Here is a 26,568-nt window from a genome sequence, read left to right as displayed (position 1 = left end):
GAGGGTAAGTTTTATGTTTTCAAAAATCCTAGTCAAAACATTTATCAAAGATAGTGAAAATGTTCAAAATAGAGATGTTAGAAATAAGTATGGTTATGTAGCTGGTGTAGTAGGTATATTATCTAATTTACTTTTATTTGTAGTAAAGGTGTCTATAGGTATGCTCACAGCAAGTATAGCCATAATGGCTGATGCATTTAACAATCTTTCTGATATGGCATCTTCAGCAATAACTATGATAGGTTTCAAATTAGCAAGTAAGCCAGCTGATAAAGAGCATCCTTTTGGACATGGAAGAATAGAATATTTATCCGCATTAATAGTAGCATTTATGGTGATGTTGGTAGGACTTCAATTTATAAAGTCATCTGTAGAAAGGATAGTAAATCCAGTACCTATAAAATTTGAAGTAATACCTCTTGTACTTTTAATTGCTTCTATAATGATTAAAGTTTGGTTAAGTAAATTTAATAAATTTATGGGAAATAAAATTGATTCTTCAGCATTAAAAGCAGTTTCACTTGATGCTTTAGGAGACGTATTCACATCGAGTTGTGTAGTAATATCATTTGTTATAGCTAGGTTTACTAGTTTTCCTATAGATGGCTATGTTGGTATTGTAGTATCACTAGTAATACTTTATGCTGGATTTTCACTTGTAAAAGATACTATAAATCCTCTTCTAGGAGAAGCCCCAGATGAAGAAATGGTAAAATCCATTATAGAATTATTACTATCTTATAAACATATTATAGGGACACATGATTTAATAATTCATAACTATGGAGTTGGACGATGTATTGCATCTATACATGCAGAAATTCCATCAAATATAGATATAATGGAAATTCATGAAATCATAGATACTGCTGAGAGAGAAATATCTGAAAAATTGGATATATATTTGGTAATTCACATGGACCCTATATGTCTTGAAGATGAAGAAGTTATGTCAGCAAAGGAAGAACTTGAAAAAATACTTAAGAAAAATAGTCTCGTAAAATCTATGCATGATTTTAGAATAGTTGGAAAAGGAAATAAGAAAAATTTAGTGTTTGATATAGTAGTTAATCCTTCTGAGTTCTCTAAAAATATGTCAGAAGAAGATTTAAAAGAAGATATAACGAGATTAGTTAAGGAGATGAATCCTGAATATAATTGTGTAATTGTTGTGGATAAGGATTTTATTTAATGATTACTTAAAATTGTTATAAGGAAAAAAATGTAAAATATATAGACAATAATATATAGTCATTATATAATATAAATATATAATTGTATTTAGTATGAATATAACAATTTTAATTGTTTTTTATAAAATATTATAGAGATGTTGATGTATGTCTTATTATTGGGCGCCTTATGGACATACTGAGTCAGTGGTGCAACCGGCTATGAATATAAATTTATTTATTTTCATAGCTTTTTTTGTATAATTTTTTGATAAAAATTAATTTAAATGGGATATCAATGGAAGTTTATAAACTATAGACAGTATAGAGGGGAGAAATCTATATGAAGAAGGGTAATAAAAGGGCATTATTAATAAGCTTAATTATGATTTTAAGTATGGTAGTATCTACAATATATCCAACTGTATCTTATGCTTCGGAATTAGGAGATAACAGTCAGAGTCAAAATAGCTCAACTAGTTCATCAAGTGGGGAAGAGAAGCCATCAGATAATAAAAAACCAGAGCAGACTCCAGAAGGAGAGAAGCCATCAGATAATAAAAAACCAGAGCAGACTCCAGAAGAGGAGAAACCATCAGACAATAAAAAGCCGGAACAGACTCCAGAAGGAGAGAAACCATCAGACAATAAAAAACCAGAGCAGACTCCAGAAGAGGAGAAGCCATCAGACAATAAAAAGCCGGAACAAACTCCAGAAGGAGAAAAACCATCAGACAATAAAAAGCCAGAGCAGACTCCAGAAGAGGAGAAGCCATTAGACAATAAAAATACAGAGCAGATTCCAAAAGAAGAGAAGCCATTAGAAGATGAAAATCTATTAAAAACTTTAGAAGAAGAACTTAATGAAGAGAATGAAGATTATGGATTCATTATAAAAATTAATAATAGTACAATAGAAACTGAATCAATGAAAAAAATATCATTTAAATTAACTTATACTCCAACATCAAAGGGAATACAAGTAGGTGATTCAATAACTTTCAAGGTGCCAGATGTATTTAATAAAGTTAATTTAGATTATACAAGTGAATGTTTTGATAAAACAGAAAGTAATGGAGAATACACACTTACATTTAGAGAACTACCTAATGGTCAAAGTATAATGCAAGGGAAAATAGGTCTAGAAGCATATGTTAAAAAGGTTGACGAAGAAACAAATACAAAAATTCATATTGAAACTACTGGAAAGATAGAAAGTGGAAGTGGAGATGTGGATGTAGAAATAAAGCCTGGAGATAAGGACGATGTAGAAGAGGCTAAAGGAACACTTAAAAAGCTTGTTGAAGGAAGAAAATCAACTACTGTATTTATGCCAGTTAAAAATAAAGATATAAATTATACTATACAAGTAAATGAAAAACAGGAAGAATTAAAAGACATTACTTTGTATGATGAACTTCCTGAAGGATTGACATTGGTAAATAATTCTGTGAGTGTAGTAGCAAGTGATGGGAAAGAAGTGAGTGATTTTAACATTGAACAGAATACAAACTCTATCTCAGTTAATTTTGGGAATATAGATAAAGCGTATACAGTTAAATATAAAGCTAGAATTAGTGATGAAAATGCAAAACATGATAATAAATATAAAAATGTAGCTAGGATAGAATCTGATGGTAAGAAGGTACAAGAAGACGATGCTACTGTAAGTGTATTTGATAGAGGTAGCGATTATCTTTTGACTAAAGGGCATTCAGGAGCAACAAATATTACTCAAGTTGGTCAAGTAATAAACTATCAGATTTCAGTAAACGATGATAAGTCACCAATAAGTAATGTTGTTATAACAGATAACATACCAGAAGGTATGAGATTAACTACAGCAGGAGAAGCTGGACATGATTTTAGAGTTGTAGAAATTCCAATGAATGGTAGCTGGACTCCTTGGAGTAAAGAAAAAATTGCCAACAACATTTCGTATAAACTAGAAGAAAAAAGAAATGAAAGTGGTCAAGTAGATAAAGTTATAACTGGATTTACAATTAATCTTAGTAAAGAAGAAGTAGAATCAAAGTTTTATATAGCTTATACATTAAAGGTTATTAGTATTGAAGATAGCTATACAAATAGAGCTGTTCTTGACGCAAATAACAGTCAAGTTGATAAAAGCGATGAGATAAGTTTTAAGAAAAACTCTGGATTAATAAGCGCAAAAAAAGAAGTTGATAAAAAAGTTTTAAATAACAATGATAGTCAAATTGTTAAATACAAAATAAATATGTCAACTTATGGTGTTTATGATGCAGGTCAAGTAAATCTTTTGGATGAAGTAAACCCAGCTTTAAAAATATCTAATATAAAATATTCTGATAATCTTGAACTTAAAAAAGAAGCTGGAGATGGAAAAAACACTATAAGATTAGTAAATAAATATGAATTTAAGCAGATAAAAGAAGGCGAACCTGTGCAAAGTTGGGTTACATTTGATGCAGATTTCACAGATGTAAAAGTTGGGGAGACTATACAAAATGTAGCTCAGATTAATGGCTCAAGTCCTCCTGGAGTAGAAACTACTAAACAAGGTTATGCTTTTGAAGCTAAAAAAGTAGATGCTTTAGATAAAAGTACACTTTCAGGTGCTAAATTTAATTTAGAAGATGTATCTGGAAATGTAGTAGTTAAGAATTTAGTTAGTGATGAAGATGGTATAATTCAATCTAGTGTAAAAAAACCAGGAATATATTATTTAGTAGAAATAATGGCTCCAAGTGGATATGAAAAATTAAAGGACAAAATCAAAGTTAATATTGATAGGAAAGATATTGGTAGAATTGTGGATATTGGAAATATAGAAAATGTAAAACAAGAAAATCCACCAGTACCACCAAATCCAGATGAACCAGTAGTAAATCCACCAGTGCCACCAAGTACAGATAAACCAAGTAAACCATCAAAACCATCTGACACAAATGAAATAGTGGTGAATCCACCAGTACCTCCATCAGAGGATGTGGTAAATCCTCCGATACCAGAGGTAGTGAATCCACCAATACCACCATCAGATGATGTAATAGAAAAGCCTGTTAAACCAATTGTTCCAATACCAGAAGTAGTAAAACCATCAGTATCAGAAGAAAAAAATGATAAAGTGAAAGATGATACTTTAGTAAATCCACCAGTACCACCAAAGACAGGAGATAATACTACAATTACTGGAGAAATACTATTAGCTCTAGGAGCTATTATAGGTCTTATTATATTAAGACGAAATAAAAATACAAATTAGACCCTAACATTATAAAAATATAAGTAATATTAAAAAATATCTTCTAAAACAATATTTCATAGTGAGAATATTGTTAGAAGATATTTTTTTTTGGTGGATTATGTAAAAAAATAATAACTTTTTAGAAAAATAATCCAAAAATCTATAGACAATTAGAGAAATATAAGCTATAATATAAATATAAAATTAAATGAGGCAAAACTAGGGAAACCTAGTCACGCAAAGCTATAGGGGCTAAAGTTTAGTAAACCACGCCAGCCAGTTGCCGAAAAGAGTAAAAATTTCTTTTTGTATATACAAAGATACTCTTGGGTATCTTTTTTATTTTGAAATTTATTACTCCCGGCCTAACTCAAAGGAGGGAATAATATGAAACCAAGTAAAAAGTTATTAATCGCTATAATATCAATATTCTTAATAAGTTCAGTTCCAGTAAGTGCACATGCAGATAGTGCAACTATACAACATAATAAAGAAACACTTAATCAAATAGTTGTTCTTCCAACTGGAAATTACAATAAAAATGAAGCTAACGCTATGATAGGTAGATTAGCAAATATAGATGGAAAATATTTAAATGCTTTAAAACAAGATAACTTAAAAATAAAATTATTAAGTGGAAAATTAACAGATGAAAAAGAATATGCTTATTTAAAAGGTGTAGTTCCTAAGGGTTGGGAAGGCACTGGAAAAACTTGGGATGATGTTCCTGGTTTAGGTGGAAGTTCAGTAGCTCTTAGAATAGGATTTAGTAACAAAGGTAAAGGTCATGATGCAATAAACTTAGAATTACATGAAACAGCACATGCAGTAGACCATATCGCATTAAAGGATATTTCTAAATCAGCACAATTTAAACAAATATTTGCTAAAGAAGGACGTTCTTTAGGTAATGTAAATTACTTAGGTGTATATCCAGAAGAATTCTTTGCAGAAGCATTTGCATATTACTATTTAAATCAAGATACAAATAGTAAATTAAAAGCAGCTTGTCCACAAACTTATAGCTTTTTACAAAATTTAGCTAAATAGAGAATTAAAAAAATTTAAAATAAATGTAAAAAAGAGATGCTACTATAATAGCATCTCTTTTATATTTCGTTTAAAACTAATAAATTTACTCTTATGTATAAAACAATAGATTATCAGTTACTATTCTTTATACAATGCTTCAATGTGCTTATTATGTGCTTGAGTAATTATCGTAGGTATGATAGAAATTATTGAACCAAGTACTATAAATAAAATTCCTATAACCATATTAATAGGGATAATCTCTTTAAGTATTAATAAAGCTAGTATTGGAGATATTACTGGTTTAAAGAAGAATACTAAAGATGTAAGACTAGTAGATGTAGCCTCCATTGCCATGAAGTAAAGTGCATAACCAACACCTGTAACAAATACAAATACATAAATCATAATAGGCATATTGTGTAAAGTATAGCCACTAAAAATAGGTATATTTGCAAATACATGAAGTTTATTTTTGTTTAAGATATCTGCTATAAAATTAATTTTACTAAGTAAAACTAATATTAACATTTCTATACTACCAAATATAAAACTAAAACAAGTTACAACTATTCCACCAAATTTTAAAGTTTTTCTTTTTCCAAATACAGTATACATTGAAAAAATGATAGCAGAAGATAATGTCAGGAATATTCCGCTAAGAGTTAACTTTGTATGCAATGGATTTATGATAACTATAATTCCAAGTACTTCTAATATAAGAGAAATTACATTGTGCCTATATATTTTTTCCTTTAAAATTAAGTAAGCTAGAAGCATTACAAATACTGGATTACAACTAAACAAAACAGCAACTACAGATGCTTTTGTGTTTAGAACAGCCAGTTGATACAATGACATACTTACTACTACACACATAAAACCTAGAAATGCAAAGTATTTTAAGTCTGATTTTGTTATAGAAAGATTAAGAGATTTTAATTTTTTTATAGCAAAAGGTAGTAAGACTAAACCACCAACAAAAAATCTTGATAAAGTTATTTGTAAGGGATTAAAGTCATTAGTAACAGTTTTTAGACTAATTTCCATTGAACTAAAAAATAGGGTAGTCAGTATTATATAAACATAACCTTTTTTCAAGTCAAACACCTCCTTGTAATTTATATTAGTACTATATATTACAACATTCAAGTATATTGGTATAATATGGTATATAAAATATAGTACATAAAATTATAAACTACCTTAGTATAGAATACTTAGATTCTATACTAAGGTAGTTAATTATTTGAATTACCTTGATTTAATTATTTTAAATTATAAAGTTTAGCTAATTTTTCAAATGCTGGTAGAGAACTTTTAACTTTATCATAAGATACACAATATGATACTCTAAAGTGACCTGGACAACCAAAAGAAGAACCTGGCACTAATAATAAATTAAACTGTTTTGCATCATTACAGAATTTTTTATCGTCTTCAATTGGAGCTTTTGGGAATAAATAGAATGTACCACTAGGTTTAACACAAGAAAATCCCATATCTATTAAGCTATTATATAGAAGGTCAAAATTCTTTTTATAAATGTTAACATCAACTTCAGCATCTAAACTTCTTGCGATAACTCTTTGGAAAAGAGAAGGAGCATTTACAAATCCAAGTATTCTATTTGCAACATTTAATGAAGACATAACATCATCAAAATCATCCATTTGTCCATTAGCAACAATATATCCTATACGTTCACCAGGTAGAGATAATGATTTACTATAAGAGTATCCTATAAATGAGTTTTTATAGTATTTTAGTACACAAGGAACTTTCGCACCATCATAAATTATTTCTCTATATGGCTCATCAGAAATTAGATATATATTTGTATTTAATTCTTTTTGTTTTGAGTCTAATAGCTCTCCAAGATTTTTTAATAATTCTTCAGAATAGATTACACCAGTAGGATTATTTGGAGTGTTTATTATTAAAGCTCTTGTCTTTGAAGTAATGGCATTTTTTAGAGCATCTAAATCTGGTTCAAAAGTTTCTATATTTGTAGGAACTTCTATTAATTTTCCATCATAATTTTCTGTATAGTTTTTGTACTCACCAAAATACGGTGCAAAAGCAATAACTTCATCATTAGGATTTAAAAGAGTTTTTAAAATAATATTCAGACCACCAGCAGCACCACAAGTCATAATTAGATTTTCTCTTGTAAGGTTTAATCCATCTTTTTTATTTATGTGCTCAGCAATAGCATCTCTTACATCTTCATATCCTGAGTTATTCATGTAGCCATGAACTAGATTTGGAGATTCTTCATTTAAAATATCATTTATAACTGCTTTAATAGTCTCTGGAGGTTCAACACTTGGATTTCCTATGCTAAAATCAAAAACATTTTCTTCTCCATAAATATCGGAAAGTTTCTTTCCTTCTTCAAACATGGCTCTTATAACAGAGCTGTTTGCAACTAAAGTTTGCATTTTATTAGATATCATATGTAACACTCCCTTTTATAGATTTATATTGCTTATGTATATCTTACCATATTTTTACAGAATTTAGACAATTTTCGAAAAATTATTTGTTTGAAAATATAAACTTTTATATAAAATATATTTATGTGAAGTGAGTATTAAAAATTCCAATTTCGAACTTAATCATAGTTATTTATCATAATAACTTTATAAAAAATTAATAAAAGATATATTTATAAAGCAAAATATTCTTGACTATATTAATTGTTTAATATAATATAGTTGATATAGTCAAATATATTGAATTATAGAGGGGAAATTTAAGATGGATTTTAGAAATTTACAGTATGAAAGTTTGTCATATATTATCTGTAACTTACAAAAAAACTTTAAACTTTATTGTGAAAAATGCTTAAAGCCATACAAACTTACGAATGGTTTGTATTTCTATTTAATTTATATCAATAAAAATAGAAATTGTTCTTTGAATGATGTTTCGACAGAATTTGAAGTTGATAAAGCACATACAACAAGAACTATATCTAGATTAGAGCAAGACGGATACATAGAAAAAATTCAAAACCCTAATGACAGCAGGGCTTTTCAGTTGAGAGTAACAGATAAGGGTGAGGAAGTATTAGGAGATATAAAAAATATATTTTCAAAGTGGGATAATAGTATAAAAAAAGAGTTTTCAGATGAAGAGTATAAAGAATTAGTGAAAAAATTACATATAGTAAAGGATATAAAGACAACAGTGGAGGAAGAATAGGATGTATTGCAATTTGTTGAAGCCAATTAAAATTGGAAACTTAGAATTAAAAAATAGAGTATCATTTGCACCTACAAGTATGGGTCTTAAATTTGAAGAAAAAATTAAAAAGTTTTGTGATATCGCCAAATCAGGTGTAGCTCTGATTACTTTAGGAGATGTGTCTGTTAGACCTAGTTTTCATAAGATGGCTTTAAGTTTATCAGATGAAGATGGAGTTATGAAATATAAGAAGATTGTGGATGAGATACACAATTCTGGTGCAAAGGTGTCAGCACAAATATTCTGTTCAGATTATGATATTAATTTAATTAAAGATACTATGAAGACAGGAATTACTTCACATGATGAAATTAAAAAAATTATGAGTGAAGGAGTAAAAGATTACATAACAAATATGTCCAAAGAAGAAATTAAAAATATTATAGATTTATTTAAAGTAGCAGCATTGAATGCAAAAAAAGCAGGGTTTGATATGATTCAAATCCATGGAGATAGACTTGTAGGAAGTTTTTCATCAAGCATATTTAATAATAGAAATGATGAATATGGTGGAACTTGTGATAATAGAAGTAGATTTGCAAGTGAAATAATTAGAAGTATTCGAAATGAAATTAAGGATATTCCAATAGACTATAAACTTGCAATAAGACAAGAAAACCCTCATTATGGTAATGCAGGAGTGCTACTTTCAGAAGTTGGGTATTTTGTAAAAAAATTTGAATCTTTAGGCGTAAACAGTTTTCATGTAACACTTGCAAATCATTCAAAATTAGAAGATACTATACCAACTAAGAATCATCCTTATTTTAAAGATGAAGGATGTTTTTTATATTTAGCTGATGAAGTGAAAACACACACAAATCTCCCTGTATGTGGAGTTGGAAAATTATCTAGCCCAGATTTTATAGAAAGTATTATTTCAAATAATAGGGTAGATATGGTCTCCATGTCAAGACAATTATTGGCAGATAGTAATTGGCTACAGAAATTAAAAGATGGAAGAGTAGATGATATTAAAAAATGCTGTTACTGTAATAAGAAATGTGCAGATGCGTTACAAACACACTCTAAGTTTGGGTGTATATTAGATTAGGATATATTGTAGAAATTAAAATATGCTAATATTAATACATTTTGGTAAGTTTAGATAAGTATCTAGATAAAGAGGAGGATATATCATGAAAAGTTTAATTTTATATTCAAGTTTAACTGGAAATACTAAAAAAATTGCTTATTCTATATATGATGCAATTCAAGGAGAAAAGGACATTAAAAATATAAGTGAAGTAGTTGATGGTAGTACTAACTATGAAAGTTATGATATAGTATTCCTAGGATATTGGGTGGACAAGGGAATTTGTGATAAAAATTCAAAACAAGTGCTTGAAAATATTCACAATAAAAAAATAGCCTTATTTGGAACAATGGGAGCAAGTACAAAAGGAAGTTATGGTGCTAGTATTATAGAAAAGGTAGAATCAATTGTTTCAAAAGATAATGAAAACTTAGGTTCATTCATATGTCAAGGTAAGATAGCAGAAGGATTGAAAGTGAAATATAAAGAAATGTTAAAGCTTAATCCTGAGAATGAACATATTCTTGAACAATTAAATAATCATGAAGAATCTCAAAGTCATCCAGATGAGCAAGAAATATGTGAAGCTGTCATATTTGCAAAAGATGTGATGACCAAGGCGAGTGCTATGTAATAGTTAAACACTAGGTTTATAGAATATATATAATCAATAATCTAATAAAAAGGTATGGCAAATGATTTGCTATATCTTTTTTTATGAAATTAAATTTTATGAAATCAAAAAAATAATAAAAATACTTGACTGTAAACCTTGTTTATAGAGTACTTTATAGGAAATAAGATGGTTTTAAACATAGAATATAGAAAAATAGACTGTTGTATAAAAATTTATAACAAATAAAGAATCTGATTTCAAGATGTTATAAACATGTTGTCATAAAAAATGAATATGTGTGAAACTAGAGTAGATTTATAGGTTATTAGAATGAAAAGGAGGTATTTGAAAATGACAATTAAGGAAGTTGAAGAAAAAACAGGATTGACCCGCTCTAATATTCGTTTTTATGAGAAAGAGTTTCTAATTAAACCTATTCGTAATGAGAGTAATGGGTATAGGGTATATTCAGATGAAAATGTGGAGGACATTAAAAAAATTGCATATTTACGTACACTAGGAATTTCTATTGAAGATATTCGTGATATTATATTACAGAAAGTATCTTTATATAAAGTACTTGAGAAACAGGAGCAAGTTCTTAAAACTCAAATATCCGATTTAGAAAATTCAAAAATTATGTGTGAAAAAATGTTAGAGCGTGATGAATTAACTTATTTAAATTTGAAGGTAGAAGAATATGTAACTAAGTTGCCAGAATACTGGAATAAAAATAAAAGTATTTTCAAGCTAGACTCTGTAAGTTTCTTATATATGTGGGGAGGAACGTTTACTTGGGGAATCATTACTATTGCTTGCTTGTTGATTGCAATAATAATATTTCCAAAGTTGCCATCCCAGATTCCTGTGCAATGGAATAATGGTATAGCTAATTATGTAGATAAAAAATTTATTTATGTATATCCTGTTATTTGTGTTATGATAAGATTTCTTTTACGTCCATTTATATGGAGGTGGCTACAGATACATGCTTTCTATATTGATATTATTGCAGATTACTTAACGAACTTCTTGTGTTTTGTAGCTTTGTCTGTAGAAGTATTCTCTATATTTTTTATTTACAATATTGCTAAACATGTTACAGTAATCCTTTTTATAGATACACTTGTATTTGCTGTTTTACTGATAATAGGATGGTATAAACTGTTTGAAAAAAATAATCAAATTTTAAAAATGAGTAATAAGTAATGATGTAAAAAATAGCCACTACAAATTATGGATTGTAGTGGCTATTATATTTTATTATTTATATATGAAATTATTTTGTTATTTCATAAGTTGATATATCATATAATTTGATATAATTGATGAAACATTTATGTAACTTTAAAGTAATAAGTTGTATGTACTAATGAGATTTGAAGGCTTTAGTTCTTTAAAGTCAAAGAAATATATTATTTTTTATTAAAGAGGTTAACAATTAAGAACTAAATATCTACATCTTATTTAAAAAAGACAAGAAGTCAACTTTATATATTTTTTTTGGTCTTCCTCTTTGATTATCAAGTTTTGTATTTACAATGGTTGCAATTCCAGCTTTATACAATATGCTCAATATTCTATTTGCGCTTCTAAGAGTTATATTCATATAGTCTGATAGTATTTCTGCAGAGACATTATTTGAATTTCTGTCATTAATCATACACATAATTTTAGATACATTTGTATTAGACAGAGGTATAAAAGAAGCAACTTTATTGGCTAATGAACTCTCTTCAGTATCATGAGAATTTTTATTTGAATATAAAGGTCCTATTGTATTATTAGTATCATTTACTATAAAAGTACAGTTTCCACCTAAAGAAGCAGATTTACTATTAGCTTGACGAGCATTCTGTTCTGCATGAATATTTGTATTTCCAATACCCCAACCAATATTTAAGCTATACTTAATTTCCTTTAAATCTTCTGAAATAAAAAAGTCTGTATAGTTGTTGGTTATATTATTTAACATTTCTTTAGTGGTATGTATTTCTATTTTCATATCATTTTTTTTGACTTGAACTCCATAAAAACCATGTCTTGATAGTGAATTTAAGATAGTGTTATATATTTGGTTTTGTATCTCATCATTTTTAAATATTAAATCTTCATTTATATACTCTGAGCTATTTACTGTAACTATACAAGTCGCAGATTTATTTTTATCTAAGTTTTGTAAAGTTATTTCATTTACTAGAGATTTAAATGTATTTAAGATTGATTCTGTAGAGGGAACCATATAAATACAATCATATCCAAGTTTATTAAGTTCGCAACTAATAATGTAATTTCTAGTAAAAGAAAGATTAATCTTATCATTTTTTAATAAATCTAAGTGTATTTCCAGTAATTTGTCATTTAGTTTCTTAAAGTCATACACAGGTTGAGGGATGTTAAAATCTTTAATCGTATATGGGCATTTATTATAATCTATTAATGAATAGATATCATAATAATTATTGTCTTCTCTTAAAAAATCCATAAATGATTTTGTGAAATCAATATCTTTTTGATTATTTAACAGTTTAAATAAGTATTTATAAAAATCCCTTTCATTAAGTTTTAAAAACTTTAATGGTACTTTTATGTCCTTTATGTTTATTATAAGTTCACTATATGGAATTATACCACTACATACAAATCCATCAAAATTATCTACTTGCTCGCTGTATATATTTGGTAAATTGCTAAAAGGATTTTCTCCTTTAAGCTCAATAAATGTAATTTCACAAATATTTTTTAGTTCTTTAAGAGCTTGTTTATACTTATTTGACATAAAATAAGACGTTGTCAAAAATCCAATTTTATATTTCATAAAGCCTCCTTTAAAATCTTTAGAGTATTAAAACTAATCAATCAATTTATATCCTCATTTTATAATAGTAGATAAAACGCGTCAATTTATTTTACAAAATGATAATTGAAAGAAAAATCAGAAAATATAAAAAATACTGAAAAAGATATTGACTGATAAAAATAATTGTGATATTTTGTATTTAAGGACTAGTCTTTTAAAATTTCCTAAAATAGACTTAGATTTTAGGTAAGAAGTATATTTTATTAAAGAATGAAGGAGATTATTATGAATACATATTTAAATGAGATTTCTGAGTTTGTTGATGAGAAGAGAGAAGAAATAGTTTCATTATGGAAAGAGATTGTTAATATAGAAAGCTATACACATTGTAAAGAAAGCGTAAATAAGTTGGCTGATAGATTAAAGCTTGAGTTTGAAAAGGAAGGCTTAGATTGTGAGCTGGTAGACGTTGGAGACAATGGTAGTACATTGATAGGTACACTTGGTTCTAGTATAGATAAAAAGCCAATAATTTTTTCAGGGCATATGGATACTGTGTTTGAAATAGGTACATTTGGGGAAAATCCATTTAAAATAATAGATGGAAAAGCATATGGACCAGGTGTCTTAGATATGAAAGGTGGAATAGTAATTGCTTTATATGTTATTAAAGCTTTAAATAAAATAGGATATAAAGAAAGACCAATAAAAATAGTATTTTCCGGGGATGAAGAGATAGGACATAAGGATTCAACTGGTGGGGAAGTTATATTAAAAGAAGCAAAAGGTGGTCTTTGTGCTTTTAATATGGAAACTGGATTAGTAGATAATAGTTTGTGCGTAGGTAGAAAAGGAAGAATAGGATGTAATGTACACGTAAAAGGTGTAGAGACACATGCAGGTAATGACTTTGAAGGTGGAAGAAATGCTATAGAAGAAATGGCAAATAAGATACTACGCATACAAAAATTGACCAATCTTGAGATTGGAACTACAGCAAGTGTAAGTGTTATTAAGGGAGGAAGAGTATCAAACTCTATTCCAGAAGATTGTAATATAGAAGTAGACCTTAGATTTGAGAAAGTAGAAGAAATGGAGAATGTTAAAGAAAAAGTTAGAGAAATATGTAAAGAAACTTATATAGAAGGGACTTCTACACAAGTTGACTTTATAAGTGAAATGATGGCATTTGAAACTACAGAAGACGTTATGAGATTTCACAAGTTTGTAAATACAGTATCTAAAGAAAATGGGTTTGGAGAGTTAAAGGCTAAGAGACTTGGAGGAAGTTCAGATGCCAGTTATTTGACCATTGCAAACGTTCCTACAATTTGTTCTTTTGGTGTAAGAGGAGAATGGAATCATACATCAAGAGAATATGCATTAGTAAATTCGATGTTTGAGAGGGTGAAATTAATTTCTACAATTGTTTTAAATTTAGATAAATTTGAGGTATAAAGGGGGATTTTATATGGACAAAACAACTGGAGATAATAAGGTAACATGGAAAGGATATTTGTCTTTATTTATATTGATAGTATTATTTTCAGGAATATTTAAGGATAGTCAAGGATTTCTTAAAGCACTAGATTTTGCTAATCTTACAGGCTCATTTGGTACCATATCAGAGGGTGTAGATTTTATGGGGAAAGGAGGAACTGGAGCAAAAGATGGATTCTTATTTTCACTAACTTTGATACCAACTGTCTGTTTTGCTGTAGGGCTTATAGATGTAGTTGAATCTATGGGCGGAATGAAAGCAGCATCAAAGATATTCAATCCATTGCTTAGACCTATACTTGGTATACCTGGTATAGCGGGTATAGCGTTTGTATCTTCATTTACTAGTTCAGATGTAGCTTCAATAATGACAAAAGAATTATATGAAAGTGGAGAAATAACGGATGATGAAAGAACTATATTTGTAGCATATCAATATGCTGGTTCAGCGGTTATATTAAATACAATAAATACTCAAGCTCCACTTCTACCAATAGCATTATTAGCATTAGGTCCAATAATCCTTATAGAGATATTCTGTAAGATACTTGGTGCCAATTTAGTTAGATTAATTATAAGTGTAAAAAATAAGAAGACTAAGACTAAGGAGGCTGTGTAGTATGAGTCAACAAAATACTGGAAATGCAATTGTAAATAGTAAACCTAAGAAAACTGTTGTTGAAACATTTATGGGAGGCGCAAAAAAAGGTTTCTACATAGGTGTGGAACAAATATTACCAGCTATGATAATGGGGTATGTAATAGTACAGTTTTTACAATTAACTGGGCTAGTTGATATTTTAGGAAGTGTTTTCGGTCCAGTAATGGGTATTTTTGGTCTACCTGGAGAATCAGTTGTAGTTTTGATAGCGGCATTCTTTGCTAAGGCAGCAGGAGCAGCTACAGCTGCAAACTTATTTGCACAAGGTCTAATTACTGCACCACAAGCAACTATATTAATTATGCCATGTATGCTAATGGGTACTCTAGTTGGTCATTATGCGAGAATAGTACTTGTAGCAAATGCTAGTACTAAGTATAGAATGTTATTGTTGGCAGTTCCTATATTTGATGCAGTAGTAGGAATGTTGATAGTAAGAGTCTTACTTACTGTTATGGGATTAATGTAGATAACATTATAACTTAATTATAAAGTTTGTACAAGAATCAATATGTACAAGCATTGATATATAATAATTAATATAAAGTAATTAATATTTATATTAATTAAAAAAGAAGTTTACTAAAAACGTATTTTGGTAAACTTCTTTTAATTTATAATTTTTAGAGTTTGTATTTTTTTTATATTTTTAATATGAGTATTATATTAAAAATATTTTTAAATTAATACAAATATATTTTAAAGTAGAATCTGTTTTGAATTTTCACGTATATCTACTTCAATAACTTTCTCTATTGTATCTCCTCTAAAACCTAACAAGTTACTTGTCAAATTTCCAGTGGAACAAGAATGATTAGGTATGATTCTTATTCTATCACCAATTTTTATATTAGTTTCACCATTTACTTTAATTTTTCCGACCTCTTCTGAAAGTGAATCAATAGTAAGCTCTGGATGTCCACAAACTCTACCATAGCCAATAATACTGCTGTTTCCATGTGCACCTTTATCAAGTCCAAGGCACTTACTTCCACAATCTACTAAATAGTATCCACTGCTATTTTTTGAGATTACAGTGCACACAACAGTGAGAGCACACATATCTTCAGTAGCGCAACCTAGACCTATTTGTATAGCATCATAGTATACATAGTTTCCAGGTCTTACAGTAGTTATAGTTTTGGAAGCAGCTTCAGTTTCAACTGTTGGAGTGCTACCAGAAGCGACAATTTCTATATTAAATCCACTATCAGTTAGAGCTTTGTATGCCTTATTCATAGAAGAATCCTCTTGAATACACACATCTGGAACTCCTTCTGGAGAACTACAACCATAGACTTGACCTGGATGTGAGCTTATACCAACGATTTTTATGTTTTCTAATTTTGAAATTTCAGTAGCAAGTTCAACTACTTTTTCTGGTTCAACTCCAAAACGATGTAAGCCACAATCCACAATAATAAGTAATTTACATTCAACCTTAGCTTTAGAGAAAGCTTCACTGTAAGCCTTAGCACATTCTATATTGTCTGTAGCACAGATTAAATTTATTTTTGATGCCATAGTTACAATTCTACTTATATTTGCATCTCCCATGTAAGGATAAGCCAACATAATATCTTCAAAGCCAGATTTCATTAAAGCTTCAGCTTCATCAAGTGTCCCAACGAGAAATCCAGTAGCACCTGCATCTTTTTGAAGTTTTGCAATATAGGTACTTTTATGTGTCTTAAGCATAGGCCAAAGTTGTTTATTATTCTTTGAACAAATTTGTTGAACTGTATCAATATTCTTTTCTAACTGGTCTAAATCTAGCAAAAAACTTGGAGTAGCAATTTCAGAAATTTTCATGTCATTTACCACCTTTCAACAAAAGTAAAATTAATTATAAGTATTAAAGTTATTATATTAAAATACAAGTTTTACAATATTAATAGCTTATAATTATATTATAAATCCAGTGTGAAGTGAGAGCAATATTTATTTAGATTAATTAGAATTTTCAATAAACTATCCTGTTTTTAAATTATTTATATAATAATTTTTGAAATTAATACGAATTTCATTTAATTTTGTTTTAGGAGATATTAATAGGGTATTATTGAATGAGTAAAAAAGTGATATTTACGTAGAATAATCACACTATAGATATTGGAGGTAGTAAATATGAGAAAAGTAGTACTTTACATTGCAATAAGCTTAGATGGATATATAGCCGAGGAAAATGGTAGTGTAAGTTTTTTAGATGAAATATCTTTAGATTTTAAACATGAACAGGAAGAAGATTATAATACTTTTTACGATACAATTGATACTATTATTATGGGAAATTCAACATATATACAGGTTGCAAATGAACTTAGTCCAAACGAATGGTATTATAAGGGTAAGGAGTGTTATGTATACTCAAATACAGTTAGTGGAGCAACTGAAAATGTAAAGTATACAAATTTAGAACCTCAAAAATTAATTGAACAACTTAGGAAAGAGAATGATAAAAAAGATATTTGGATAGTTGGAGGAAGTGACATAGTAAAATTATTTATGAAAGATAATCTAATTGATGATTATTATATCTATATATTGCCAATAATATTGGGTAAAGGGATTCCATTGTTTAAATCTGGTATAAATAAGACTAATTTAAAGTTTAAGAAAACTAGTAATATTGGAGAACTTGTAAAATTAGAATACAGTAAAAAGTAAAAATAAAATACATGCCAATTTGTTATAACATTATGAAATAAAGCATTTAAAAGACTTTTGGCTATATGAATTGACATTACTTGTCAAATGTGTTAACATATAAGCGACTTGTCGGAGGGTGTATTAAAAAGAATATGCTGGAGAAGAGAGTGCGTTAACTCTTTTCTCCTTTTTTTATAAAATCAAGTATTTATAAATTTGGTATGATTACATAATTACACTATCTCAAAAATTAAGAAAGGAGAAAAATATGAAATTAATTTTAAGTTATTTAAAGAATTATAAGTTGTTAATAGTATTAAATATACTGGCTATATTTAGTTTTGCATTAGTTGAATTGGGTATCCCAACAATAATAGCGAAAATAATTGATAATGGTATTGCAAATCAAAATATAGCTTACATAAAGCAAATGGGAATAGTGATTGTTATTATTTCTATTATAGGAGTTGTAGGTAGTATATTGCTGGGTTATTGTTCTGCAAAGGTGTCAACAAGTGTAACTAGGGATATAAGAAATGACATATTTGAAAAATCTCAAGAATTTTCACATACTGAATATAATAAGTTTGGAATTTCTTCAATGATTACAAGAACGACAAATGATGCGTTTCAAATCCAACAATTTGTGAATATACTACTAAGAACTGCTTTATTAACACCAGTCATGTTTATTATAAGTATAATAATGACGATTAGAACAAGTGTAGAGCTTTCAATGGTATTAGCTATATCAGTACCTTTTATAATTATTGGAGTTGCAATAATAGCAAAAGTATCTCAGGCAATATCCTTGAAACAACAAAAAGGGTTAGATAAATTAAACCTTATATCAAGAGAAAATTTAACAGGAATAAGAGTAATTAGAGCTTTTGGAAATGATGATTATGAAACAGAAAGGTTTGAAAAAACAAATACATATTATGCTAATGTTTCTAAAAAATTATTCAAGCTTATGTCAATTACTCAACCAGCATTCTTTTTACTATTAAATATAGCTGTTTTGGCTGTATTTTGGATTTCAAGTGAGAAGATAAATATTGGAGAAATTCAAGTAGGACAGTTGGTTGCATTTTTGGAGTATCTTTTCCATGCTATGTTTTCAATTATGCTCTTTTCAATGGTATTTATTATGTATCCAAGAGCAGAGGTGTCTGCAAATAGAATAAAGGAGCTTTTAAATGAGGAGCCATTGATAAAAAATCCTGAAAATGGAATTAAGGAGACTGAAAATAAAGGTATTATAGAATTTGATAATGTAACTTTTACTTATCCAGATGGAGAGGCTTCTGTACTTAAAGATGTTTCATTTACTGCAAAGACTGGTGAAACAGTAGCCTTTATAGGAAGTACTGGCAGTGGAAAAAGTACTCTGATTAACTTGATACCTAGATTTTATGATGTAACAGAAGGTAGTATTAGGATAAACGGAGTAGATATAAGAGAGTATGATTTGAAAGCTTTAAGAAAAAAGATAGGATTTATACCTCAAAAATCACTGCTTTTTACTGGTAGTATAGCAAACAATATTAGATTTGGTAAACATAAGGCAGGAGAATCAGAATTAGAACATTCAGCCAAGGTTGCACAAGCATATGAATTTATATCAAAAAAACCTAGAAAATTTGATGAATTAATTAGTGAAGGTGGAGCAAATGTATCAGGAGGTCAAAAACAAAGACTTTCTATTGCAAGAGCTATTATAAGAAGACCTGAAATATATATTTTTGATGATAGTTTTTCTGCACTTGATTTTAAAACTGATGCAATACTTCGTTCTAAGTTGAAAAAAGAAACAAAAGACGCAATTGTATTGATTGTCGCACAGAGAATTAGTTCTATTATTGATGCTGATAAGATTATAGTACTTAATGAAGGACAAGTTGTCGGAATGGGAACTCATAAAGAATTATTGAAAAATTGTGAAATATACTATGAAATTGCAACATCTCAGTTGAAAAAGGAGGAATTGGAATAATGAAAAAGTCTAAAGGTTTTAAGAAAACAATTGGTAGACTTCTTCCATTTGTAAAACGATATAAATTTTCCTTTATTATAGCTATTATATGTATAATTTCAGCAGCTACTATGAATGCAATTGCTCCTAAAACAGAGGGATTAATAATAACACAATTGACTAAAGATGTAATTCGTATAGCAAAAGGAATACCAGGAGCATCTGTAAATTTTAATTATGTAATAAAAATATTGGTGCTTTTAGCAGGTATATATGTTGCTAATGCAATTTTTACTTATGTTTCAAGTTTTCTACTTACAAATGCCATCCAAAATACGATGAGAGATTTAAGAAATGAAGTAGAAAATAAAATAAGAAAGTTGCCAATTAGTTATTTTGATAGTAATAGCTTTGGAGATGTATTAAGCCGTATATCAAATGACGTAGATACAATATCAAATGCACTACAACAGAGTTTTATGCAAATTGTAAATTCAATTTTAGTAATAATCTTAGCACTTTCAATGATGTTTACAATTAACACATATATGGCTATTATAGCACTTTTTATAATTCCAATTAGTTACTTTGTATCTAAGTTCATAGTAAAGAAATCACAAAATAGGTTTTCATTACAACAAAATGCCCTTGGAAAACTAAACGGAAAAGTGCAAGAAATGTATACTGGATTTAATGAGATAAAATTATATGGTAAAGAAGAAGATTCTATAAAAGAGTTTAAAAAGGTAAATCAAGAACTTTGTGAAAATGGGTTTAAAGCACAATTTATATCAAGTATGATGAATCCAATGGTATCATTAGTAACTTATTTTGGAATTGCAGCAGTAGCAGTTGTTGGTTCTGTATATGCAGTAAGTGGAGGAATAACAGTCGGAAATTTACAGGCATTTGTACGTTACATATGGCAGATAAATCAGCCTCTTTCACAAATGACACAGTTATCCACTGTAATACAATCTTCTTTTGCAGCGATAGAGCGTGTATTTGAAATTCTAGATGAAGAAGAGGAAATACCTGATGTTGAAAATTCAATTAAAATAGAAAATGTAAAAGGCAATGTTACATTTGAGCATGTTAATTTTGGTTATGGAGAAGAAGCAACTTTAATAGAAGATTTAAATGCAGAAATAAAAAGTGGTCAGATGGTAGCTATTGTTGGACCTACTGGAGCAGGTAAAACGACATTAATAAACTTATTGATGAGGTTTTATGATGTTAAGAAAGGTGCTATTAAAGTTGATGGAGTAGACATAAGGGATATGAAACGTAAAGACTTACGTTCAATGTTTGGTATGGTGCTTCAAGATACATGGCTATTTAATGGAACCATTTTTGAAAATATAGAATATGGTAGATTTGGAGCTACTAAGGAAGAAGTTATACAGGCAGCAAAAGTAGCAAATGTGCATCACTTCATAACCACTCTTCCAGATGGATACAATATGTTCTTAAATGAAGAAGCTTCTAATATATCTTTGGGAGAAAAACAGCTTTTAACTATAGCTAGAGCTTTTATATCAGACCCATCAATATTGATACTTGATGAGGCTACTAGTTCTGTTGATACTAGACTAGAACTTATGCTTCAAAAAGCAATGAGAAATCTTATGAATGGTAGAACTAGTTTTGTTATAGCACATAGACTTTCTACCATTCGTAATGCTGACTTGATTTTAGTTATGAATAATGGGAGCATTATAGAGCAGGGTAATCATGAAGAACTTATGGAAAAAGGCGGATTTTATGAGAAGCTTTATAATAGTCAATTTGCAGATACAGAATCTGAATAGATAGCATAAAAATTTTTATAAAATTTTGTAATAAATTTAAATATTAATCATATAATTAAAAAGAGTATCAGTAAGTTATTTTGTAAATTTACTGATACTCTTTGGTTTTAAGACTAAAGGTACTTATAATTCACAACTAGTCTTGCTACATCTGATAACCAGAATTACAGTACTTTTCTTTTTTACCTTTTTGTTCTCTGACATATAATAATTCGCTTAACTTATCAATGTAATAACAATCATCACTTATACGAATTAAACTAGTCAGATAATAACCATCTTTACTTCTAGGAATCTTTTTATTTATTGCTAAATCAATAGCTGTCTTTGCTGCTTCAAAATGCTTTAAATGTGTATGACCTTCTTCAAAACTCTTTCTAGTATTATAAACTACATAACCTTTTTTAACTTGAAAAACTATAAATTCTTTCTTTTCATATATTTTATTAAACATTCAATCAGCCCTTCTCAAGATAGTTTTATAGCATAACATTAGAAGCTCCTAAAAAATTTTACAAAGAACATAAATATTTTATAAATTATAAACTTAAAACTATAATTTATAAAGATAATTTTCTTATTACTTATATGGTAATACATATAGATTAAAATTAAATTATCTTTAAGTTAAACCAAAGTAAAATAAAAGACTAGTTATAATATTTATATGAAAAAGTACAAAATATAGTATAAGAATATAGAAAATTTAATTTATTTATTTACAATTTTTATTTCCATATGTGTACTTGCCTTCAGATACCTTATCATCATGGAAGTATATTCTTTCACAGCTTTTGTCTCCCCATAGAATATTTTTTGTTATCTTATGGGATGTATCTCCTGTAAATACTTCAGCTACAGTAGTATCTGTAACATCACAATAAAGAGATGCGAATTTTTTAAACCAAGAATTTTCCTCAAATCTTGCAAGCCAGGAAGCTCCATAAGGACAATGTAACTCTTCAAATTCAGGAACCCAACCTAAGAATGGGACATCAGTTGTGCTAATAATATTGTCTGCAATTAATTCATCTCCATTTTCGTGAGCTCTTTCTCTCATAGCAATAGCTCTTTCTTCAGACCTTTCAAACAAAACTTTCTTTAATATTTCGATAGTTTTATCTTCTCCAAATTCTTCAAATAACACTTTGGAAAAATAAAAATATAAGTCACCAAAATGCTTACATGCCATACGAACTTCTTCAATAGCATAATCTTTGTCGATTGTTTCATTAGTTACAACATCTTTGTTCAAAAAAATCACTCCTTAAAATAATATTAGTTACACTATAATTATAGATTATTTTTTATAACTGGGAAATTAATTTAAGATAAATATAATTTTACCAAAGATAATATTAAAATATTTTATTGTTGCAAAAATCTTCTAAATTAATGTATTTAGGAGTTTCCATATGAACAAGTGTCGTTCTGTAAACATCCTCAATACATCCATTTTCTATATTATTAAAAATATCTGTATGTTCTTTTAATGTTGTTTCAAGTCTTCCTTCATGTGACAATGAGTCAAGAGCTAGTTTTTTTATTCTGTACATATAACTGTTAAACATCTTATCAAATTCAGTATTTTGAGCATATGACACTATTGTTGTGTGAAATAATGTATCATATTCAGCAAATGAGTTTAAGTTTTTATCACCTAATAAAATTTCTTTTTGTTTATCTAAAAGAGACTTTAATTTACTTATAGTTTCAACTGCCCTAGGTTCTTTGTATTGACTTGTAATTAAAAAAGTGCAAAACCCTTCTATTGCAGAGCGTATTTGGAATATCTCTACAATTTCATTTGCTGTTATTTGATGAATTCTAAAGCCTTTACTTGGGATTATATCTATAAATCCATCTTGACTAAGTCTTTGAAGAGCATCTCTTATTGGCGTTCTAGAGATGCCTATTTCACTAGCAAGCTTTGTCTCAGAATATATTTCATTTTCTATTATTTCTCCAGACAGTATCAATTCTTTTAAGTAGTCATATGCTTGTTCTTGTAATCTTTTAAATGTAGCCATATCTAATACCCCCTAAACAATGTAAAAATACAAAAACTTATATAATTTTAAGCATACAACATAGTAAAAATAAGGTCAATCTTTTGAAATTCAAATTATATATAAGATGACAAAATATGAAAAATTGTTGGATAGTGATATATGGTTAACACTAGAGCTAGATTAATTAAAATATACAAATTATATGGAAAGTAGAGTGTAGTATTTTAAATTAATAGTATGTATTAAATATTATATAGAATAACTAAATATAATAAAAATATATAAAAAATACAATTTATTGTTAAAATAAATACTTTTACATTTTATATTGACCGGTATACTGGTGTGTAGTATACTCTAAATCATAAAAAACCGTTTTCAAAAATGTGAAGATATGGAGGGAAATAAAATGAAGTTAGGATTTATTGGATTAGGAATAATGGGAAAACCAATGGCAAAAAATTTATTGAAAGATGGATGTAATCTTTTTGTGTATGATATTAATAAATCTGCTGTGGATGAACTTATATCATGTGGAGCAAAATATGCAAGTATTTTAGATATAGGTAACGAGTGTGAGATAGTATTTACAATTCTTCCAAATGGAGCTATTGTACAAGATGTATTATTTGGAGCAGATGGTTTGACAAAGACTCTAAAAGAAGGAAGTATAGTAGTGGATATGAGTTCAGTTACTCCTACAGAATCTGTTTTGTGTGCAAATAAATTAAAAGAAATGAACTTGGAATTTATAGATTCTCCAGTAAGTGGAGGAGAGCCAAAAGCAATTGATGGTACACTTGCTTTTATGGCTGGTGGTAAGGAAGAAACCTATAAAAAAGTAGAGCCATTTTTTAATATAATGGGAAGTTCATCTATTTTAATTGGAGATAATGGAAGTGGAAGTGTTACAAAACTTACAAATCAAGTAATAGTTAATTTAACAATAGCAGCAGTATCTGAGGCATTTGTACTTGCAGCAAAAGCAGGGGCAGACCCAGAAAAAGTCTATAAGGCGATAAGAGGAGGTCTAGCTGGTAGTACAATATTAGATGCAAAGATACCAATGATTATGAATCGTGACTTTAAACCAGGTGGTAAAATATCTATTAATCTAAAAGACATTAAGAATGTAATGCAGACAGCACACAATTTAGATGTGCCACTACCTATGACAAGTCAACTATTAGAAATCATGCAGACACTAAAAGTACACGGACATTTAGAAGATGACCATGGTGGAATAGCACAGTATTTTGAAAAATTAGCAGGAGTTGAAATAAAGAAACACAATAATTAATTTTAAGTAGATTGATATGATAGTAAATACATACTATTAAGATTAGGTTATATAAATACAGCAAAGTTAAGTTATCATAGTAAAAGAAGAATAAGATTGATAAATAATAAAGTAGAATGATAAAGGGGTAAAAATTATGATTACAGGATACGGACTTTTGATAGCATTTGTTATATCTATAGGAATTTTACTTGTATCGATTATTAAATTTAAAGTAAATCCATTTTTGGCATTACTTATAACATCGATAATTACAGGTTTTATGGTTAGAATGCCTATAAATGAAATTTCGACTACAATATCGACTGGTTTTGGAAATACATTAGGAAGTATAGGTATTGTAATTGGACTTGGAATAATATTTGGAAACATTCTTTCAGAGTCAAGAGCTACAGAATCTATTGCTAAGGGTTTGTTAGCTAAAACAGGAGAAAAAAATAGTGCATTAGCTGTAACTACAGCAGGATTTTTAATTTCAATTCCAGTTTTTATGGATGCAGCTTTCGTTATAATGATGCCTATAATTAAGTATGTTTCAAGAGTTACTAAGAAATCTCTAATGGTATTTGTATGTGCATTAGGTGTTGGGACTATAGTAGGACATGCACTTGTAATACCTACACCAGGACCTTTGGCAGTTGCAGCAAATGTAAATGCGAATGTAGGTAGTTTTATACTGTATTCTATAATTGTCGCTTTTCCAGCTGCTATTGTGGGTGGATGGCTTTATGGAAAACGTTTTGAAAAATATCCGTCTTATGCAATTGATGAGAATGATAGAGAAAAAAATTTAGAACAGGGAGAAGATAGTATCAAGCTTGAAAATGATAAATCTTCTGAAGTACCAGGTTTTGGAGTTTCTATGTTCTCTTTATTATTTCCAATACTTCTTATACTTGTATCAAATGTATTTAGTATGTTTGTGGAAAAAGGTTCTAAAATTAGTGGAATACTTGCATTTATAGGAGATAAAAACATAGCAATACTTCTTGGAATATTAGTGGCAATAGTATTTTTAAAGAAATACATAAGTAAACCTATGGGAGATGTTGTTATCGAAGCTGCTGATTCAGCAGGTTTAATACTATTAATAACAGGCTCAGGAGGAGCGTTTGGTAGTGTTATAAATGCAAGTGGTATAGGTAATTTCTTAGTTGACACTATGTCTGGTCTTAGTATATCAGTTGTAGTACTTGGATTCTTATTAAGTGCACTACTTAGGATTTCTCAGGGTTCTGCTACTGTAGCCTTAGTAACTACATCATCAATTTTAGGGCCTACAATTTTGGCAACTGGTATGTCGCCAGTTTTAGTAGGGCTTGCTATATGTGCTGGAGGCGTTGGTTTTTCTCTTCCAAATGATTCTGGGTTCTGGGTACTTTCAAGATTTAGTGGATTATCAGTTAAAGATACTTTGAATTCTTGGACAATTGGAGGAACTATTGCTGGTGTTGTAGCATTTATAATGGTTTTATTACTTAGTGTTATAAATGGAATTATACCACTTCCAGGATTATAAATAA

At 28.6% G+C, this 26,568-nt stretch carries 22 protein-coding genes and 2 riboswitches; of the genes, 15 read left to right on the top strand and 7 right to left on the bottom strand.

Annotated features, from left to right (window positions below; genetic code table 11):
- Positions 1–13: 13 nt before the first annotated feature.
- The 3 genes from ACTG45_RS15690 to ACTG45_RS15680 all read left to right on the top strand — a co-directional run bounded on the left by ACTG45_RS15690 (position 14) and on the right by ACTG45_RS15680 (position 5,451).
- Positions 14–1,192 (top strand): cation diffusion facilitator family transporter, encoded by a 1,179-nt coding sequence (locus ACTG45_RS15690; RefSeq protein ID WP_479919340.1) that lies wholly within the window; start codon positions 14–16, stop codon positions 1,190–1,192.
- Between the two features lie 125 nt (positions 1,193–1,317).
- Positions 1,318–1,403: riboswitch (cyclic di-GMP riboswitch) on the top strand.
- Between the two features lie 112 nt (positions 1,404–1,515).
- The gene (locus tag ACTG45_RS15685; RefSeq protein WP_479919339.1) at positions 1,516–4,419 is read left to right on the top strand and encodes an SrtB-anchored collagen-binding adhesin; all 2,904 of its coding nucleotides are present in this window, start codon (positions 1,516–1,518) and stop codon (positions 4,417–4,419) included.
- A 184-nt stretch (positions 4,420–4,603) separates the two neighbouring features.
- Positions 4,604–4,689, top strand: a riboswitch (cyclic di-GMP riboswitch).
- A gap of 99 nt (positions 4,690–4,788) precedes the next feature.
- The gene (locus tag ACTG45_RS15680; protein ID WP_479919338.1) at positions 4,789–5,451 is read left to right on the top strand and encodes an anthrax toxin lethal factor-related metalloendopeptidase; all 663 of its coding nucleotides are present in this window, start codon (positions 4,789–4,791) and stop codon (positions 5,449–5,451) included.
- Between the two features lie 120 nt (positions 5,452–5,571).
- Here the strand turns inward: ACTG45_RS15680 and ACTG45_RS15675 are convergent, their stop codons facing one another.
- Both ACTG45_RS15675 and ACTG45_RS15670 read right to left on the bottom strand, forming a co-directional pair.
- The gene (locus ACTG45_RS15675) at positions 5,572–6,534 is read right to left on the bottom strand and encodes a DMT family transporter (RefSeq protein WP_479917375.1); all 963 of its coding nucleotides are present in this window, start codon (positions 6,532–6,534) and stop codon (positions 5,572–5,574) included.
- A 167-nt stretch (positions 6,535–6,701) separates the two neighbouring features.
- The gene (locus ACTG45_RS15670) at positions 6,702–7,892 is read right to left on the bottom strand and encodes a pyridoxal phosphate-dependent aminotransferase (RefSeq protein ID WP_479919337.1); all 1,191 of its coding nucleotides are present in this window, start codon (positions 7,890–7,892) and stop codon (positions 6,702–6,704) included.
- A 304-nt stretch (positions 7,893–8,196) separates the two neighbouring features.
- Between ACTG45_RS15670 and bilQ the strand changes: the two genes are divergently transcribed.
- The 4 genes from bilQ to ACTG45_RS15650 all read left to right on the top strand — a co-directional run bounded on the left by bilQ (position 8,197) and on the right by ACTG45_RS15650 (position 11,546).
- A complete protein-coding gene (gene bilQ / locus ACTG45_RS15665) occupies positions 8,197–8,643 on the top strand; it encodes a bilirubin utilization transcriptional regulator BilQ (protein WP_021385790.1) in 447 nt (148 codons plus the stop codon).
- Position 8,644: 1 nt separating this feature from the next.
- Positions 8,645–9,739, top strand: coding sequence for a bilirubin reductase (gene bilR, locus ACTG45_RS15660; protein ID WP_479919336.1), 1,095 nt, complete (start codon positions 8,645–8,647; stop codon positions 9,737–9,739).
- Between the two features lie 85 nt (positions 9,740–9,824).
- Entirely contained in the window at positions 9,825–10,355 is a 531-nt protein-coding gene (bilS, locus tag ACTG45_RS15655; RefSeq protein ID WP_479919335.1) for a flavodoxin family protein BilS, read from the top strand.
- A gap of 333 nt (positions 10,356–10,688) precedes the next feature.
- On the top strand, positions 10,689–11,546 hold the full coding sequence (locus tag ACTG45_RS15650; protein WP_479919334.1) for a MerR family transcriptional regulator: 858 nt from the start codon (positions 10,689–10,691) through the stop codon (positions 11,544–11,546).
- 247 nt (positions 11,547–11,793) lie between these two features.
- On the opposite strand, the gene ACTG45_RS15645 is transcribed toward ACTG45_RS15650, so the two are convergent.
- Entirely contained in the window at positions 11,794–13,155 is a 1,362-nt protein-coding gene (locus tag ACTG45_RS15645; RefSeq protein ID WP_479919333.1) for a hypothetical protein, read from the bottom strand.
- A gap of 267 nt (positions 13,156–13,422) precedes the next feature.
- Between ACTG45_RS15645 and ACTG45_RS15640 the strand changes: the two genes are divergently transcribed.
- From ACTG45_RS15640 to ACTG45_RS15630, 3 genes are read left to right on the top strand one after another with little or no spacing between them, the layout of a single operon-like run.
- Positions 13,423–14,595 (top strand): M20 family metallopeptidase, encoded by a 1,173-nt coding sequence (locus ACTG45_RS15640; protein ID WP_479919332.1) that lies wholly within the window; start codon positions 13,423–13,425, stop codon positions 14,593–14,595.
- 13 nt (positions 14,596–14,608) lie between these two features.
- Complete coding sequence (locus tag ACTG45_RS15635; RefSeq protein WP_479919331.1) at positions 14,609–15,256, top strand: nucleoside recognition domain-containing protein; 648 nt, start codon at positions 14,609–14,611, stop codon at positions 15,254–15,256.
- A 1-nt stretch (position 15,257) separates the two neighbouring features.
- The gene (locus ACTG45_RS15630; RefSeq protein ID WP_021385742.1) at positions 15,258–15,767 is read left to right on the top strand and encodes a nucleoside recognition domain-containing protein; all 510 of its coding nucleotides are present in this window, start codon (positions 15,258–15,260) and stop codon (positions 15,765–15,767) included.
- A gap of 230 nt (positions 15,768–15,997) precedes the next feature.
- On the opposite strand, the gene ACTG45_RS15625 is transcribed toward ACTG45_RS15630, so the two are convergent.
- Positions 15,998–17,110: an alanine racemase gene (locus tag ACTG45_RS15625; protein WP_479919330.1), complete on the bottom strand. Its 1,113-nt coding sequence runs from the start codon at positions 17,108–17,110 to the stop codon at positions 15,998–16,000.
- Positions 17,111–17,425: 315 nt separating this feature from the next.
- Here ACTG45_RS15625 and ACTG45_RS15620 point away from each other — a divergent pair, with 315 nt between their 5' ends.
- The 3 genes from ACTG45_RS15620 (at position 17,426) to ACTG45_RS15610 (ending at position 21,733) form a co-directional block, all read left to right on the top strand.
- Positions 17,426–17,965 carry a dihydrofolate reductase family protein gene (locus ACTG45_RS15620; protein WP_479919329.1) on the top strand — a complete coding sequence of 180 codons (540 nt, stop codon included), beginning with the start codon at positions 17,426–17,428 and terminating at the stop codon, positions 17,963–17,965.
- Positions 17,966–18,215: 250 nt separating this feature from the next.
- Positions 18,216–19,943: an ABC transporter ATP-binding protein gene (locus ACTG45_RS15615; protein ID WP_479919328.1), complete on the top strand. Its 1,728-nt coding sequence runs from the start codon at positions 18,216–18,218 to the stop codon at positions 19,941–19,943.
- Positions 19,943–21,733: an ABC transporter ATP-binding protein gene (locus ACTG45_RS15610; RefSeq protein WP_479919327.1), complete on the top strand. Its 1,791-nt coding sequence runs from the start codon at positions 19,943–19,945 to the stop codon at positions 21,731–21,733. The genes ACTG45_RS15615 and ACTG45_RS15610 overlap by 1 nt, the downstream gene beginning before the upstream one ends.
- A gap of 145 nt (positions 21,734–21,878) precedes the next feature.
- Here ACTG45_RS15610 and ACTG45_RS15605 read toward each other — a convergent pair whose 3' ends face one another.
- From ACTG45_RS15605 to ACTG45_RS15595, 3 genes are all read right to left on the bottom strand, one after another.
- Positions 21,879–22,187 carry a hypothetical protein gene (locus tag ACTG45_RS15605; RefSeq protein WP_021385744.1) on the bottom strand — a complete coding sequence of 103 codons (309 nt, stop codon included), beginning with the start codon at positions 22,185–22,187 and terminating at the stop codon, positions 21,879–21,881.
- A gap of 261 nt (positions 22,188–22,448) precedes the next feature.
- Positions 22,449–22,997: a hypothetical protein gene (locus ACTG45_RS15600; protein ID WP_479919326.1), complete on the bottom strand. Its 549-nt coding sequence runs from the start codon at positions 22,995–22,997 to the stop codon at positions 22,449–22,451.
- A 94-nt stretch (positions 22,998–23,091) separates the two neighbouring features.
- The gene (locus ACTG45_RS15595) at positions 23,092–23,763 is read right to left on the bottom strand and encodes a GntR family transcriptional regulator (protein WP_479917362.1); all 672 of its coding nucleotides are present in this window, start codon (positions 23,761–23,763) and stop codon (positions 23,092–23,094) included.
- Between the two features lie 376 nt (positions 23,764–24,139).
- Here ACTG45_RS15595 and garR point away from each other — a divergent pair, with 376 nt between their 5' ends.
- On the top strand, positions 24,140–25,045 hold the full coding sequence (gene garR / locus ACTG45_RS15590; protein WP_479919325.1) for a 2-hydroxy-3-oxopropionate reductase: 906 nt from the start codon (positions 24,140–24,142) through the stop codon (positions 25,043–25,045).
- Between the two features lie 136 nt (positions 25,046–25,181).
- Entirely contained in the window at positions 25,182–26,564 is a 1,383-nt protein-coding gene (locus tag ACTG45_RS15585; RefSeq protein WP_479917360.1) for a GntP family permease, read from the top strand.
- The last annotated feature ends 4 nt before the right edge of the window (positions 26,565–26,568 follow it).

The sequence above is a fragment of the Clostridioides sp. LIBA-7602 genome (assembly GCF_056688945.1).
This window is presented reverse-complemented; position numbering and strand designations above follow the sequence as displayed.

Bases quoted from the DNA above. Each gene is read 5' to 3' on its own strand.
- ACTG45_RS15690 (WP_479919340.1), top strand. From the start codon at position 14: ATGTTTTCAAAAATCCTAGTCAAAACATTTATCAAAGATAGTGAAAAT.
- ACTG45_RS15685 (WP_479919339.1), top strand. From the start codon at position 1,516: ATGAAGAAGGGTAATAAAAGGGCATTATTAATAAGCTTAATTATGATT.
- ACTG45_RS15680 (WP_479919338.1), top strand. From the start codon at position 4,789: ATGAAACCAAGTAAAAAGTTATTAATCGCTATAATATCAATATTCTTA.
- ACTG45_RS15670 (WP_479919337.1), bottom strand. From the start codon at position 7,892: ATGATATCTAATAAAATGCAAACTTTAGTTGCAAACAGCTCTGTTATA.
- bilQ (WP_021385790.1), top strand. From the start codon at position 8,197: ATGGATTTTAGAAATTTACAGTATGAAAGTTTGTCATATATTATCTGT.
- bilR (WP_479919336.1), top strand. From the start codon at position 8,645: ATGTATTGCAATTTGTTGAAGCCAATTAAAATTGGAAACTTAGAATTA.
- bilS (WP_479919335.1), top strand. From the start codon at position 9,825: ATGAAAAGTTTAATTTTATATTCAAGTTTAACTGGAAATACTAAAAAA.
- ACTG45_RS15650 (WP_479919334.1), top strand. From the start codon at position 10,689: ATGACAATTAAGGAAGTTGAAGAAAAAACAGGATTGACCCGCTCTAAT.
- ACTG45_RS15645 (WP_479919333.1), bottom strand. From the start codon at position 13,155: ATGAAATATAAAATTGGATTTTTGACAACGTCTTATTTTATGTCAAAT.
- ACTG45_RS15640 (WP_479919332.1), top strand. From the start codon at position 13,423: ATGAATACATATTTAAATGAGATTTCTGAGTTTGTTGATGAGAAGAGA.
- ACTG45_RS15635 (WP_479919331.1), top strand. From the start codon at position 14,609: ATGGACAAAACAACTGGAGATAATAAGGTAACATGGAAAGGATATTTG.
- ACTG45_RS15630 (WP_021385742.1), top strand. From the start codon at position 15,258: ATGAGTCAACAAAATACTGGAAATGCAATTGTAAATAGTAAACCTAAG.
- ACTG45_RS15625 (WP_479919330.1), bottom strand. From the start codon at position 17,110: ATGAAAATTTCTGAAATTGCTACTCCAAGTTTTTTGCTAGATTTAGAC.
- ACTG45_RS15620 (WP_479919329.1), top strand. From the start codon at position 17,426: ATGAGAAAAGTAGTACTTTACATTGCAATAAGCTTAGATGGATATATA.
- ACTG45_RS15615 (WP_479919328.1), top strand. From the start codon at position 18,216: ATGAAATTAATTTTAAGTTATTTAAAGAATTATAAGTTGTTAATAGTA.
- ACTG45_RS15610 (WP_479919327.1), top strand. From the start codon at position 19,943: ATGAAAAAGTCTAAAGGTTTTAAGAAAACAATTGGTAGACTTCTTCCA.
- ACTG45_RS15605 (WP_021385744.1), bottom strand. From the start codon at position 22,187: ATGTTTAATAAAATATATGAAAAGAAAGAATTTATAGTTTTTCAAGTT.
- ACTG45_RS15595 (WP_479917362.1), bottom strand. From the start codon at position 23,763: ATGGCTACATTTAAAAGATTACAAGAACAAGCATATGACTACTTAAAA.
- garR (WP_479919325.1), top strand. From the start codon at position 24,140: ATGGAGGGAAATAAAATGAAGTTAGGATTTATTGGATTAGGAATAATG.
- ACTG45_RS15585 (WP_479917360.1), top strand. From the start codon at position 25,182: ATGATTACAGGATACGGACTTTTGATAGCATTTGTTATATCTATAGGA.